We start from the raw sequence: 14,539 nt of genomic DNA, 5'->3' as shown, positions 1-14,539 counted from the left end.
GGAAATCCCCAGAAGCGCCAGATCAGCCTACCGGATGGTCTGCGCTTCGCCAGTCTGGAGGGCTGTCATGAAGCGTTCAAAGTAGGCGGGGATGGCCTCGGCGGCCCCGTAACGGATGCGCCGCTCGACCTTGGCGATGGCGCCAAAGCACACTTCGGAGCCGGGTTCTCCGCAGACGAGGACCACGGGATCTTCGTCGTCGCAGACCTCGTACAGCCCGCCATGCGCGCGGCGGCCAACCTCGTAAAGGTAGGCGGCAGCACCGACGGTTTGCATGGGGGTCAGAGGCAGCGTGCCCAGATGGGCGGCCTCCAGTGCGTCATCCAGCGCATGAACGCTGGACGGAGAGTAGTCCAGCACGGCGCCGGTTGAACCGGCCGCCTCCACGAAGTCCTGCGCTGCACCCGCGACACGGGCCACGAATTCTTCCTGGACTTCGTGGCGCGTCGCATCCTGGTTTGTCTTGAGGAAACCGAACATCAATGGCTCCTTGTTGAAAACCGCAAGCGGCGTTGGGGCCATTATAGGCAAGCCCATCCCCCTATACTCCTCAAACGTTACCTAATCCCAACACTCTCAAAGCCGCCATGAACGAGCCTGTCGTCCGACGACTGATCGCTGCCGACGCCGCGCCCCTGCGGCAATTGCGTTTGAATGCGCTGGTCGAAACGCCCGAGTCCTTTGGATCGAGTTACGAAGAGGAACACACGCTGACATTGGCGGACATCCGCGAATGGATTTCGCCGGCCAACGATGGCGCGATGTTTGGCGTGTTTCTGGGCGAGGCGTTGGCCGGGATCGTCGGCGTGGGACGCCAGCGCAAGCTGAAGGTGCGGCACAAGGCGCACATCTGGAGCATGTACGTCGCACCCGCCGAGCGCGGCCGGGGCTTGGGCCGGATGCTGATGCACGCGGCGATCGACCATGCGCGCACCATGCGCGGCATCCGGCAGGTGCAGCTGAGCGTCACCGCCAACAATGTCGCGGCGTCCGCGCTTTACGCCAGCCTGGGATTCACCGTGTATGGCCACGAGCGCGAGGCGCTGTGCGTCAACGGCAAGCTGTACGACGAAGCGCTGATGGCGATGCCGCTGGCCGACCGCTAGCCGCGGGCTTCAGCCAGCGCCCGCGCGGCGGCGCGCGCCGAAGGCACACACCTGATTGCGACCGCCGTCCTTGGCCTTGTAGAGCGCCTGGTCGGCCGCCTTGATGACGGCGTCCGGGGCGCGCAGGGCATCGCTGCGTTCCGCCACCCCGATGCTGACCGTCACGCGCAAGGGCCGGGCGCCGCGCCCTCCCCGTCCGCCGCGGCGGCGCTGGCCGATCTGGTCCGCCTTGGGCCGGGCCGGCTTGTCGCGCAGGCGCATCTGGTAGGCCTCGATGGCGCGGCGCACCGTTTCCAGGTGTGGCATGGCCTCGGCCGCGGTCTTGCCGGGAAACACCAGCGTGAATTCCTCGCCGCCGTAGCGGTAGGCCTGGCCGCCACCCGGCACGCGCCGCAACTGCGAGGCGACCATGCGCAACACCTGATCGCCCACATCGTGGCCGTGCGTGTCGTTGAAGGCCTTGAAGTGGTCCACGTCGGCCATGGCCAGCGTGTAGAGGCGGCCCATGCGTTGCAGCCGCTCGTTCAGCGCGCGGCGGCCGGGCAAACCGGTGAGCTCGTCGCGGAACGCCATGTGAAAGCCTTCGTGCGCCAACGAGATGCACAGGGCCGTCAGCGCCGCGGCGGACATCAGCGCCAGTTCGAGCGGATGCGCCGCGCCGCGCGGCAGCGCCCAGGCCATGCACACGAAGCCCAGCCACTGCCCTGCCTGCTGCGGGCGCCCGTAGCGCAACAGCAGCAGCGTCAACGTCAGGCCCGTGCCCAGCAGCGCGATCAGCGCCTCGGCCGGTACGCCCAGGCGCGCCAGCATGCCCTGGAGCGCGACGGTGCTGAAGATTTCGCCCACGCCGTCCTTGCCCACCAGCGCAATCACAGCCACGCCGGCGGCGATCAAGCCGATGCGCAGCGCCACGTCGATCAGCATGCTGGATCGTTCGGACCACAGGGCATTGATGGTGTAGACGAGCGACCACCAGGCCAGCACCGGCCCCATGGCCCACGGGGCTTCCCGGGCAAGCGTAGGCCAGGCCGCCGTGACGGCCAGCACGCACAGCATCAGCGCCATGGTCTGCGAGCGTTGATACATCAGGCAGATCGCCGATCCGATCAGCGCCATGACCCATGGCACGAACGGAACGATCAGGCTGAGCGCGGGCGGCCAATCCCGCCAGAACAGCAGCCCGACCGCTGCGGCCACCGGCAACGCGGGATAGAACAACAGGGGCAGCCAGGGAATATGGGGGTAACGCACGGATTGGGCCTTGCTAACGCTTGCAGAAATGACGTCGCCAAATCGGCAAACACATGTAATCTTTTTACGGACGCGGCATAAGGTTCTTTAGCGCAGAATGTCCCCATGAGAATCCTGGTCAATATCGATGTTCCCGATCTCGAACACGCGATCGGTTTCTACCTGTCTGCCTTCGGCTTGACGCTGAACCGGCGGCTGGGTTCCACGGGGGCCGAACTGCTGGGCGCCGACGCCCCCATCTATCTGCTCGAAAAGGCGGCGGGCACGGCGGCCGGCGTTCCGGCGGCCGGCGGTCCGGCGGCCGGCGGCGCTGTCCGTCAGCGCCGCGACTACGCGCGGCATTGGACGCCCGTGCATCTGGACGTCGTGGTGGATGACGTGGACCAGGCCGTGGCCCGGGCGGTCGCCGCGGGCGCGCGCCTGGAGGATCCGCCCATCACGCATGACTGGGGCCGCATTGCGCATCTGGCCGATCCTTATGGCCACGGCATCTGCATCCTGCAGTTTCTGGGCCGGGGCTATGACGAACTGGCGCCTGCGTCGCTGCGCTTCACGCCTGCAGCCGAGGCCGACTTCGAAGCGCTGCTGGCGCTGCGGATCGAGGCCATGCGCGACAGCCTGGAACGGCTGGGCCGCTTTGACCCGGACCGGGCGCGGGAGCGGCTGCGCGGCACCTTCCGCCCCGAGTGCACCTGGCACATCGAAGAAGACGGCAAACGCATCGGGTTCTATTGCCTGCGGCCGGAGGGAGAGGGATTGCGGCTGGATCATCTGTACGTGCATCCCTCTGCGCAGGGGCGAGGCGTAGGCGGCCAGGTGCTGCGCCGGATCTTGCGGGACGCCGACCGCCGCGGCGTCGGGGTGACATTGAGCGCGTTGCGCGGCAGCGATTCGAACCGCTTCTATCGCCGGCACGGCTTCGTGCAGACCGGCGAAGGCGAGTGGGATATCGACTACCGGCGTGACTGCCCGAGCGATAACTCGCGCCCGGCGCAGCCAGGCTGAACGATCAGGTGCGCGGCAGCGTGACGCCGCGCTGGCCTTGATATTTGCCGCCGCGATCGCGGTACGAGGTTTCGCAGACCTCGTCGCTTTCCAGGAACAGCATCTGTGCGCAGCCTTCGCCGGCGTAGATCTTGGCGGGCAGCGGCGTGGTGTTGGAAAATTCCAGCGTGACGTGGCCTTCCCATTCGGGTTCAAGCGGGGTCACGTTGACGATGATGCCGCAGCGCGCGTACGTGCTCTTGCCCAGGCAGACAGTCAGGACGCTGCGCGGGATGCGGAAGTATTCCACGGTGCGCGCCAGGGCGAAGGAATTCGGCGGGATGATGCAGACGTCGCCCTTGAAATCCACGAACGAGCCTTCGTCGAAGTTCTTGGGATCGACGATGGTCGAATTGATGTTGGTGAAGATTTTGAATTCGTCGGCGCAGCGCACGTCGTAGCCGTAGCTGCTGGTGCCGTAGCTGACGATGCGCCCGCCATTGGCCATACGAACCTGCCCCGGTTCGAAGGGTTCGATCATGCCGGCTTCGGCCTGGCGGCGGATCCAGCGGTCGCTTTTGATGCTCATGGTGGGTGTGGTGCTAGGGATTTGGAATGGGCATCATTTTATCCCGAGCGCGCCGAACCCGATTCCGGCCGGGCGGGACAGACTTGTCCCGCCGCAAGCCGGGCGCCGGATCAATTGCCGAACAGGGTGCGGTACACCAGCGAAATCCCGTTGACCGAGCCGCCCTTCAAATCAAGGGACAGACCACGCGCCAGCCGGTAGCTGGCACGCCCAACGGTATCGCTGCCGGACAGCGCCTGCTCGACGCTCAGCGTGATGCCATTGGCGAAGTTCTTGCTGGCCACCAGGAATTGCGTGGACAGGTCGCTGCCGATATCGCGGTTCACATTGCCGGCCACCGTACGGTCCGGCAGGATGCTGCCCGAACTTCCCATGTTGCCGGTGCGCACCGCCACGTCGTCCAGCCCGAACTGCTTGTAGAACGGCTGCCCGCCCCCCAGCAGCGCGGTGCCGATCGACACCAGCAAGGCCGCGTCGCCGCCGCTTTCGTCCGGCCCGCGGCCCAGCAGCAGCCACGACAGCTTTTCGACATCGCTGACTTCCGGATAGGACACCAGGTCGATGCGCGGACGCTGGGCCGTGCCCACCACGCGCACGCCGGCCTCGACCAGTTCACCCGTGCGCAGCGCCTCGATGTCCAGGATGGGGTTGTCCAGACGGCCTTGGAAAGTCAGGGTTCCGCGGCTCAGGCGCAGCCGCTGGCCATAGGCCTCGATGCCGCCGCCGCGCGTGCGCAACTGTCCCCAGCCTGTCAGCCGGCCCTCGTTCAGCCGGATCTGGATGGAACCGAGCAGGCCGGCGTCCAGCCCCATGCCCGTGATGTAGAAGCGCGGCCCCATGTCGAACTTCAGGTCCATGCTGGTCTGCAGCGGCGTCGAGACCTTGTTGGGATCGTCGCCCGCGCGGATCACGCGCACGTCGTCATCCAGCGTCGGCACGCCCTGCAGGATCTCCAGGCTGAACCAGCCCGCGTCGGCGCTTAGGTTGCCCACGATCTCCAGGCGCGGCATGGCCGCCCGCACCTCGACCGTGCCGGACACCATGGCGTAGCGGTCCGATCGCTGCAGGGCCGGGAATCGGAACAGCGTCAGCTTGATCGCGCCGCCGCCGTCCATGATGTTCCAGTCGCCCTTCGCTTCGGCGTAACCGCCCTTGGCGCCCGCGTTCGTCGTGATCCATTCCTTGGTGCGCCATTCGGCAGGCATCACGCGCAGCGACGCCGGAAAGCGCAGGCTGTCCAGAATGAGCCGCTGGCCGTCCAGGCGGGCGGACAGCGTGCCATCGATCAGCCGCACGCCATCGTCGATGCGCACCAGCCTCAGCTTGTCGCCCCGGATCGAGCCGGTGGCGCCCCATTGGCCGGCAAGCGTGCCCTGCACGTCGATATTGGCCTTGAGCGTACCGCCCACTTCCATGGCGTCGCCCACGAACAGGCCAACCCACGCCAGGTCGGCGATGTCGGCATTCAGGCGCGCCCGCAGCGGCTGGCGCGAATCCAGCGCCATCCCGCCCTGCGCGTCCACCAGCAGGACCGCCGTGCCGGTGCCGTTGATCGACCCCATCTTTTCCGTCGACAGGTCCAGGCGGGCGTCCAGCCGGCTGGCGTTGGCCGAGGTGGGCGTGGCGGTCACGTCGACGACCAGCGCCTTCACGCCCAGCGGCACCGGGGGATCGCCCGGAATCAGCAGGTCGCCCGCCCGGCGCGCGATGCGGGCCCGGCCGGCCAGGCGTCCGTCGAATTTCAAGTCCCACAGCAGGTCGAGCGCGATGCGGCGCTGGCCATCGGGAACCATCGCGTTCACGCGGCCGGCGTTGCGGCCCAGCTTGGCCGCGGCTTCCGGATCGAATGCGCCGACCACCTGGCGCGCCACGCCAGCCGTGATGATCAGGTTGTCCGACTGCCCGGCGGTTTCCCAGCGCTTGCCGCCGCCGCGCGATCCCTGGTGCGCCACGGACAGGCGCTCCTTGCCCGGGAGGGTCAGGCTCACGCCGGTCTGGCCGACCTGCCACTGCCATTGCGGCGCCACGGCAGCGGGCAGGAAGGACAGCGTGACCGGGCGATCCAGGGAAACGGCGAATCCGGCGGTATCCGCGCTCAGCCGTGAAAACGTGCCGCGCCAGCCCACCAGCGCCGCGTCGGGCTGGCCTGTGGGGCCCCTGCCCCAGCCGCCGTTGAAGGTCAGATTGGCCTGCGCGCGGGATTGCCCGATGATGCCGGGCCGGGGCCGCGGCGGCGTATAGCTGGCGGTGAGCTCGCCGCGGTGCGCGGCCACCGTGCCGTCGATGCGGGCCTTCACGTCGGCGCCGCCGGGTATGTCGGGCCAGAAGGCGTCCAGTTGCGGCGCCTGGGCATCCAGCGTGATGGCGCCGCTGGATGCGCCCAGTTCGCCCGTCGCGCGGACGCGATTGCGGCCCAGCCGCAGGTCCACGTCCAGGCCATGGATGCGCAGGCCGGCCAACGGGTCCACCGCCGGATCACGCGCGGCAGTCCCGGCAGGCGCCACTGCGGCGCCAGCCGCAGCACCGGCTGCCGCAGCACCGGCTGCCGCAGCACCGGCTGCCGCACCGCCCCCCGTCCCAGTCACATCCACCTGCGCCTTCAGATCCCCGCTCAGCGGCTGGCGGTTCCAGCGGCTGCCCTCTTCAAAACGCAGGTTGACGGCGGCATGGCGCAGCGCGCTCAGGTTTTCAATGTCGGCCTGCACATCGGCACGAACGGTCAGCAGCGCGGGTGGAATGGCATTGCCCGTCCAGGGCGCCAGGTCCAGACGCTGCGCATCCAGCGATCCGACGATGCGGTCGCGGCCGGGCGCGTCGCCCGCCTGCAGGTCGAATTGCGCGGCCAGCGTGGACTTGTCCGGCAACTGCGCTCGCGCCCTGGCACTGCGCAGCACCAGCGCCGTGCGCGGCGCCAGATCGGCCACCACATCGAGCACGAAATTGGATCCCGTGCCGTCGATCTTGGCCTGGATGCCGTCCAGCGATCCCGCGGCGTCGGCGTGCAGCACGACAAGGCACGCAGGCACGGGCGGCCCCATCGGCGCGGCCGCGGTGGCGGCAGGCTCTGCCTTGCCCTTGGAAGCTGCTGCGGCGTCGATGCGGCCCTTGGCCGTTTCCGCCGGCTTGGCGGCATTTGTGCCCTTGGCGGCGGCCTCGGCCTTGCGAGCGCCTGCGCGGTTGGCCGGAGCCTGGGCCTTGGACGCAGCCGATTTCTTGGCCGCAGCGGGCTCCTTGGCCGATTCTTCGGCCTTGTCCTTGGCCGGCGCCTGCCCCGCCACCGGACCAAACACGCCGCTCAGCCGATCGGCCTGGCACAGGGGAGAGTCGGGACCCGCGCCGCGCGCCGTCACGTCCAGGCGCGCCGCAAAGGGCCAGGGGTCGGCCAGAGCCTGCAGATCGGCCTGGCCGGTCACATCGGCCTCGCCCACCTCGTGGCCAACGCGCAGGCTGGCGATGCGCAATTGCGCGCCCTGTTGGCTGGCGGCAAAGGTCGCGTTCAGGTCATTCAAGGTGACGGGCAGCGGCTCGCCGTCCTGGGTGAACTGGAAGTCGCCCAGCGCCAGCCGGTCCACGGCGATAGTCACAGGCAGCTTGGGCAACGTGAAGGGTTCGCTGCTTTCCTCGGCGGGCGGCGTCTCGGGCGAGGACTCCATGTCCACGCGGACCGAGCCGGCGGACAGATTGCGCACATGCAAGAGCCGGTCGCCCAGCGCGCTCCAGCGCACGGACAAATCCAGGTCGTGGATGTCGACGTGCGTGCCGCCGGCCGTCAGCTCCAGACGCCCCACGGTGACCCCGTGCAGCAGCGAGCCGTTCACGTCCAGCGCCTGGCCTTCGAGTTGCTGCGCGGCGGTCGTCAGCAACAGGCGCGTGCCGTTCTGCGAGGCCACCAGCCAGAAGATGAAGCCAGCCGCCAGCGCAACCAGCATGGCAAGGCCGGGCAGCCACCACACCAGCACATGGCGCAGGAATTTACGCACGAACTTCAAAACGCGATCCCCAGCGAGAAATGCAGACGCAGGTCACGTTCGCGCTGGCCGTAGGCCACGTCAAGGAACAGCGGCCCGGCGGGCGTGCGCACGCGCGCGCCAACGCCGTAGCCTACGGACATCTTCATGTCGCCGAACGATTCGGCGGCATCGCCCGCGTCCACGAACACGCCCATGCCCCAGCGCTCGTCAAAATAATGGTCGTACTCGATGCTGCCCACGAGCAGCGTGGGCGCGCCGACGACAGCGTTGTCGCGGTGCACGCCGATGCTTTGATAGCGATAGCCGCGGATCGACCGCGCACCGCCCGTCCGGAAACCGAAGTCGTCCGGCACCTGCACGTCGCCGTTGGACCACACGCGGCCAACCTCGCCACGGATCGTCAGCACGTCCCATTTGCCGAAAGGCCACCATTTCTGGCCGCGCAGCCGCAGGCGGGTGTAGGGCTCGCCGGTATCCAGCGTCACGCCGACACCGCCGCCCACGGAAATCAGGTTGCCCTCGCGCGGATCGTATTTGTTGTCGACATCGCGCCGCAGCCATTCGGCCGTGGTGGTGATGGTGGGCAGCGTGTAGCTGTCGCCGCCGTCGATCTTGACGTGGTCTTGCGCCAGCAGCACGCCGTAGCGTGTTTCATATTCGACGCGGCTGTCGCCCGCGCCCTTGCGCTCTTGCGTGCGCGTGGCGCCCAGCGCGTAGCGGGTCACTTCCAACCCCTGGATGTCCGAGCGGTCCGCCAGGATCCCGACGGAATCGCGGTAGCCGCGCTCGGAAGGGGGCAAGAGGATGTCCATGAAAGCGCGCTGGCGCAACCGGTCCACGCCAAAGCCCGTTTCCATGGTGACCGGTTGGCCGAACACGACGTTCTGGCGATACACCGATTCCACCCGTACGCCGGCCTCGTCGTCCACGCCGATCGACGCGGAAAACCGCTTGGGGGGCGCCTCGACCACGCGCACCTGCACCGGCAGCGTGATCTCGCCGTCGGAATCGAATTGCGCCGGCGGCGGGGGCATGCCGCCCGACACCGTGGGATCGCCCGCCGGCGCGGCGGCAGCGGCGTCTTCGGATCCGGGGCCGCGGGCGCGGTCGGAAATGGGATCGGTGGGCTGATCGTTCTGGCTGGGCGGCTCCTGCAGCGAGACGAACGCGCCGCGGAAAAACGCGGTCGATTGCAGGTCCTGCTGCCACTGGTCCAGCCGGTTCTGGTCGAATGCGGCGCCCACGTTGTAGCGCACGTAGCGGTCGATCAGCGTCTCCGGCACGCGCTTCAGGCCCTGGGTGTTGAGCTCGCCCATGCGCACCTGCGGCCCGCTGTCGATGGTGACGTGCAGATGCGCCGCCGCGTTGTCCGCGTCGATGTCGGCGCGCGAGGACGTCATGCGCGCCAGCAGGAAGTCGCGCGTGGACACGTCGTCCAGCAGCGTGGCCTTGGCACGGTTCCAGTCGCCGTTGATGAACGGCTGGCCCTTCCTCAAGCTCCAGTCATCGCGCAGCTTCTGCACGCGCTGCGCGTACTCGGGGCGCGTGATGCGGCCGGAGAATTCCAGGTTCACGGATTCGACGGTCGTGCGCTTGCCCGGCACGATCGCGATGTCCCAGGTTTCGCCGCCGATATCCGTACCGGCTTCGAGCGTCACCTTGGGCGAGAAATAGCCCTGCGTGGCCAGCGCCGCCAGCGTCGCGTCGCGCGCGCGTCGGCGCAGGCGGTTGATTTCACCGCCGTCCTGGTCTTCGGCCAGACGCGCGATCGCATCGACCGCCTGGGTGATCGCCTGCAGCGCGGCCGGGGGCACGCCCCCGGGGTCGACAATAACCTCCGGGCGCTTGGCCAACGCCTCGCCCGCCATCATGCAAAGTCCTGCCAATAAGGCGCGGGCAGCCCACCGCATGCGTCAGGTCGGTTGTTGAACGACGATGGAGGGAAACTTTCCGGCCATGTCGCGCGGAAGCGCCGCAACGCCCGCGGCCAGCTTTCGAGCGATCGCACGGTACAGCGACGCGGCTTCGCTGCCCGCGTCCGACACGACGGTCGGCGTGCCGGCGTCGGTCTGTTCGCGAATGGCAAGCGTCAGCGGCAGGCTGCCCAGCCAGGGCGTCTGGTATTGCTCGGCCATGCGCTGGCCGCCGCCTTCGCCGAAGATGTGCTCGGCGTGACCGCACTGCGAGCAGATGTGGATGGCCATGTTCTCGACCACGCCCAGAATCGGCACCTCCACCTTCTGGAACATCTTCAGGCCTTTGCGCGCGTCCAGCAGCGCCACGTCCTGCGGCGTGGTGACAATGACCGCGCCCACGACCGGCACCTTCTGCGCCAGCGTCAGGGCCACGTCGCCCGTGCCGGGCGGCATGTCGACGATCAGGTAATCCAGGTCGCGCCAATTGGTCTGGCGCAGCAGTTGTTCCAGCGCCTGCGTGACCATCGGGCCGCGCCATATGGCGGGCGAGTCCGCGTCGATCAGAAAACCGATGGAGTTGGCCTGCAGGCCGTGGCCGGTCAGCGGCTCCATGCTCTTGTTGTCCCGGCTTTCCGGACGGCCGGAGATGCCCAGCATCGTCGGCACGCTGGGGCCGTAGATGTCGGCGTCCAGCACGCCGACCGTTGCGCCCTCGGCGGCCAGCGCCAGGGCCAGGTTCACGGCGGTGGTGCTCTTGCCCACGCCGCCCTTGCCAGAAGCGACCGCAATAATGTTGCGCACGTTGGGCAGCGGCTTCAGGCCCTTCTGCACCGCGTGCGCGGCGACCTTCCAGGTGACGGTGACTTGCGCATCGGGCGCGCCGGCTTGCGCCAACGCACGCACGGCGATGTCGCGAATCTGGTCGCGGACGGCATCGGCGGGATAGCCCAGCTCCAGCGTCAACGCGACGCGGCCGCCGGCCAGTTGAATGTCACGATCTTTTACAGAAACGCCCAAATCCAAACCGGTATTCGGGTCTTGCGCGGCGCGCAGTGCGGCGCGGATGTTTTCTATCGTTATACTCATGTCACTATGGTTCCGTAGGCAGCGCGGCGTCTGCGGGCCGCCATCCCCTAAAGGATAGCGGATACACGGGAACCTTTCGCTGCGTTTTGCATCCGACCATTCATGACCAACACACTTATCCGCTTCTTTCGTGCCGTCTTATTCGCCGCCCTGGCCTTGATCGGCATGGCGATGGCGCTGGTGTTCATGCTTTCCACGGCATTCGCCGTGGCGATCCTTTATGTGGTCGCCAAGGTGCGCGGCAAGCCCTTCGGCGTTCGCGCCTATTGGAGCCAGCGCCAAGGCGCCCGCCCTGGACCCTTCCAGTCCGCCACTGCCCCGTTCGCCACGCAACCGCGTGGCGATGTGATTGACGTCGAGGCCCGCGAAATCCGCTGACGGCGGTTTTCAACCTGGCTTGCGCGTGATTGCGCGCAAGCCGGCCAATGCGTGCTGCGCTGAAATCGCGCTCATCGCCTGGCCACGCTTCCCTCAACCCGCCTGATTCGCGTCGCTGCGATGGGCGGGTTGTGTACTTTCCGGGACCATCTCCGGAACCCTGTCCGGGACCGCATCCGCGGCCGCATCAGCGGCAGGCGCGCGCGCTTGCCCTAAAATGGCCGGCCAAATCCCTTTTCCCCTCAACCTCAGTCGACAACCATGTCTCGCACCCTCTTTGTCACCACTGCGCTGCCCTACGCCAACGGATCTTTCCACATCGGCCACATCATGGAGTACATCCAGGCCGATATCTGGGTTCGTTCGATGCGAATGGCGGGCCACACGGTGCACTTTGTGGGCGCCGACGACGCGCATGGCGCGCCGATCATGCTGAAGGCCGAAAAGGAAGGCATCACGCCGCAGGCGCTGGTTGCGCGTTACGCGGCCGAGCGTCCGCAATACCTGAACGGGTTCCACATCCGTTTCGACCACTGGCATTCCACCGATTCGGCGGAAAACGTCGCGCTGTCGCAGGACATCTACCGCGCGCTCAAGGCGCAGGACCTGATCGAAACGCGCTCCATCGAGCAGTTCTACGATCCGGTCAAGGGCATGTTCCTGGCCGACCGCTACATCAAGGGCGAGTGCCCCAAGTGCCACGCCAAGGACCAGTACGGCGATTCCTGCGAGGTCTGCGGCGCGGTGTACGCCCCCACCGAACTGATCAATCCCTACTCCGCGCTGACGGGCGCCACGCCCGTCCTGAAGTCGTCTGATCACTTCTTCTTCAAGCTGTCCGATCCGCGCTGCGTGGAATTCCTGCAGCAGTGGACCACGGGTTCCAACAAGGCAGGCGCCAAGCATCTGCAACCTGAAATGCTGGCCAAGACGCGCGAATGGCTGGGCGGCGAAGACGGCGAGGCCAAGCTGGGCGACTGGGACATCTCCCGCGATGCGCCCTATTTCGGCATCGAGATCCCGGACGCGCCGGGCAAGTATTTCTACGTCTGGCTGGACGCGCCGGTCGGGTATCTGGCGTCGCTCAAGTCCTATTGCGCGGTCAAGGGCATGGATTTTGACGCCTTGCTCGACCCCAACGGCGACACCGAACAGGTCCACTTCATCGGCAAGGACATCGTGTACTTCCACGCCCTGTTCTGGCCCGCCATGCTGAAGTTCGCCGGCCGCAAGACGCCGGACGCGGTCAACGTGCACGGCTTCATCACCGTCAGCGGCGAAAAGATGTCCAAGAGCCGCGGCACCGGCATTTCGCCGTTGCGCTACCTGGAACTCGGCATGAACGCCGAATGGATGCGCTACTACATCGCCGCCAAGCTGAACGCGCGCGTCGAAGACGTGGACTTCAATCCCGAGGACTTCATTGCCCGGGTGAACAGCGATCTGGTCGGCAAGTACGTCAACATCGCCAGCCGCGCCGCCAGCTTCATCACCAAGCATTTCGACGGCGTCCTGGGTTATTCCGGCGACACCAGCGCGTTGTCCGCTGAATACGCCGAACAGGCCGAGTCCATCCGCGCCGCATTCGAGGCCCGCGAGTACAACCGCGCCATCCGCGAGATCATGGCTTACGCCGACCGCATCAACCAGGCGTTCGACACCGCGCAGCCGTGGGTGCTGGCCAAGGGCATCGCCACCGCCGACGACGCGCAGAAGGCCGCGCTGCAGGACATCTGCTCGCGCTCGCTGGCCGGCTTCAAGGCGCTGTCGGTGATGCTGGCGCCGGTGCTGCCCCAGCTGGCCGAACGCGTTGCCCTGGAACTGTTCGGCGCGCAGGCGCCCTTCACCTGGGCCGATGCCTCGGTCCTGCCGCAACGCGTGGCGCCGTTCAAGCACCTGATGCAGCGCGTCGAACCGCAGATGCTGGAAGACCTGTTCGAGCCGCCCGCCGCGCCCGTCGTGGTGCCCGGCGGCGAGCCGCTGGCCGAGACCATCTCCATCGACGACTTCGCGCGCGTCGACCTGCGTATCGCGCAGATCGTCAATTGCGAGCACGTCGAAGGCTCGACCAAGCTGCTGCGCCTGACGCTGGACGTGGGCGAAGGCCGCCACCGCAACGTGTTTTCGGGCATCAAGTCGGCCTACAAGCCGGAAGACCTGGTCGGCAAGCTGACCGTCATGGTCGCCAACCTGGCGCCGCGCAAAATGAAGTTCGGCGTGTCCGAAGGCATGGTGCTGGCCGCCAGCCATGCGGATGAAGCCGTCGACGCCGGCATCTACGTGCTGGAGCCGTTCCCCGGCGCCAAGCCCGGCATGCGCGTGCGCTGAACCGCGTCACTGCCAATGCAAAGCGCCCGCAAATGCGGGCGCTTTTTTGTTTCTGCGGGAAATCCGATCAGGCGTTGCTGGGCGCCAGCGCCGGGTCGAGCGAGACGCGCTCGTCGAACACGAAGCACTTGCCTTCATAGCCGGGGCCGCCCGTTTCCTCGAAGTATTTCAGAATGCCGCCGTCGAGCTGGTAGACGTTTTCGATGCCGGCCTCGTTCATGAAGATGGCGGCCTTTTCGCAGCGGATGCCGCCCGTGCAGAAGCTGACGACGGTCTTGCCCTCGAGTTGCGCCCGGTTTGCCTCGACCGCGGCGGGAAACTGCGTGAAGCGGTCGATGCGCCAGTCGATGGCGTTCTTGAACGTGCCTTCGTCCACCTCGAAGGCGTTGCGCGTGTCCAGCATGACCACGGGCCGGCCATTGTCGTCCACGCCCGCCGCCAGCCAGCGCGCCAGCGTGTGCGCATCGACGCCGGGCGCGCGGCCCGCTGCCGGCCGGATGGCAGGGTGGTTCATGCGGATGATCTCGCGCTTGATCTTGACCAGCAGCTTGCGGAACGGCACGTCGTTGCTGTGGCTGAACTTGACCTCCAGGTCCGCGAACCGCGCATCGGCGCGCAGGCCCAGCAAGAAGGTGTCGATGCCGCCGGCCGCCCCCGCGAGGAACAGGTTGATGCCTTCCCCGGCCAGCAGGATCGTGCCCTTGAGCCCGGCGGCGCCGGCCTCGGCGAGCAGGCGCTCGCGCAACGCAGGCAGGTTATCCAACGGAACGAATTTGTAAGCGGCGATATTGACGACGGAAGTCATGGCAAAGCGATAGAAAACAGGCGGCGAAGCCCGTAATCATAATCGCTGGGCCATTTGCGCCGCAGAACGGAGTACCGCTGGGCGGCCGGTGCCCAGACCGCGCACCGCCCAGACCGCCTGCCGTC

At 67.3% G+C, this 14,539-nt stretch carries 10 protein-coding genes and 1 pseudogene; 4 read left to right on the top strand and 7 right to left on the bottom strand.

The features are described 5' to 3' along the window. Window positions 1-27 precede the first annotated feature (27 nt). Window positions 28-480, bottom strand: coding sequence for a hypothetical protein (locus tag HV681_RS07595; protein ID WP_175122488.1), 453 nt, complete (start codon window positions 478-480; stop codon window positions 28-30). Between the two features lie 107 nt (window positions 481-587). Between HV681_RS07595 and HV681_RS07590 the strand changes: the two genes are divergently transcribed. Then, the gene (locus HV681_RS07590; RefSeq protein ID WP_175122487.1) at window positions 588-1,106 is read left to right on the top strand and encodes a GNAT family N-acetyltransferase; all 519 of its coding nucleotides are present in this window, start codon (window positions 588-590) and stop codon (window positions 1,104-1,106) included. Between the two features lie 9 nt (window positions 1,107-1,115). Here the strand turns inward: HV681_RS07590 and HV681_RS07585 are convergent, their stop codons facing one another. Continuing rightward, window positions 1,116-2,357: a GGDEF domain-containing protein gene (locus HV681_RS07585; protein WP_175122486.1), complete on the bottom strand. Its 1,242-nt coding sequence runs from the start codon at window positions 2,355-2,357 to the stop codon at window positions 1,116-1,118. Between the two features lie 105 nt (window positions 2,358-2,462). Between HV681_RS07585 and HV681_RS07580 the strand changes: the two genes are divergently transcribed. Then, on the top strand, window positions 2,463-3,362 hold the full coding sequence (locus tag HV681_RS07580) for a GNAT family N-acetyltransferase (RefSeq protein WP_175122485.1): 900 nt from the start codon (window positions 2,463-2,465) through the stop codon (window positions 3,360-3,362). A 4-nt stretch (window positions 3,363-3,366) separates the two neighbouring features. Here the strand turns inward: HV681_RS07580 and dcd are convergent, their stop codons facing one another. The 4 genes from dcd to apbC all read right to left on the bottom strand — a co-directional run bounded on the left by dcd (window position 3,367) and on the right by apbC (window position 10,903). Next, window positions 3,367-3,930, bottom strand: a complete 564-nt coding sequence (dcd, locus tag HV681_RS07575; RefSeq protein ID WP_175122484.1) for a dCTP deaminase — start codon at window positions 3,928-3,930, stop codon at window positions 3,367-3,369. Window positions 3,931-4,040: 110 nt separating this feature from the next. Beyond that, on the bottom strand, window positions 4,041-7,859 hold the full coding sequence (locus HV681_RS07570; protein ID WP_175122807.1) for a translocation/assembly module TamB domain-containing protein: 3,819 nt from the start codon (window positions 7,857-7,859) through the stop codon (window positions 4,041-4,043). Between the two features lie 56 nt (window positions 7,860-7,915). Further along, a complete protein-coding gene (locus HV681_RS07565) occupies window positions 7,916-9,811 on the bottom strand; it encodes an autotransporter assembly complex protein TamA (protein ID WP_175122483.1) in 1,896 nt (631 codons plus the stop codon). Between the two features lie 3 nt (window positions 9,812-9,814). Continuing rightward, window positions 9,815-10,903 (bottom strand): iron-sulfur cluster carrier protein ApbC, encoded by a 1,089-nt coding sequence (apbC, locus tag HV681_RS07560; protein ID WP_175122482.1) that lies wholly within the window; start codon window positions 10,901-10,903, stop codon window positions 9,815-9,817. A gap of 102 nt (window positions 10,904-11,005) precedes the next feature. Here apbC and HV681_RS07555 point away from each other — a divergent pair, with 102 nt between their 5' ends. Further along, entirely contained in the window at window positions 11,006-11,281 is a 276-nt protein-coding gene (locus HV681_RS07555) for a hypothetical protein (RefSeq protein WP_056325207.1), read from the top strand. A 228-nt stretch (window positions 11,282-11,509) separates the two neighbouring features. Continuing rightward, window positions 11,510-13,609, top strand: a pseudogene (gene metG, locus HV681_RS07550) (methionine--tRNA ligase); the annotation flags it as partial. 67 nt (window positions 13,610-13,676) lie between these two features. On the opposite strand, the gene HV681_RS07545 reads toward metG, so the two are convergent. Further along, window positions 13,677-14,414: a sulfurtransferase gene (locus HV681_RS07545; RefSeq protein WP_175122480.1), complete on the bottom strand. Its 738-nt coding sequence runs from the start codon at window positions 14,412-14,414 to the stop codon at window positions 13,677-13,679. Window positions 14,415-14,539 lie beyond the last annotated feature (125 nt).

The organism is Achromobacter animicus, from assembly GCF_902859585.1.
GTDB classification, from domain to species: Bacteria; Pseudomonadota; Gammaproteobacteria; order Burkholderiales; family Burkholderiaceae_B; genus Achromobacter; species Achromobacter animicus.
Note: the sequence above shows the minus strand (reverse complement) of the source record. Positions and strands in the feature narration are given on the sequence as shown.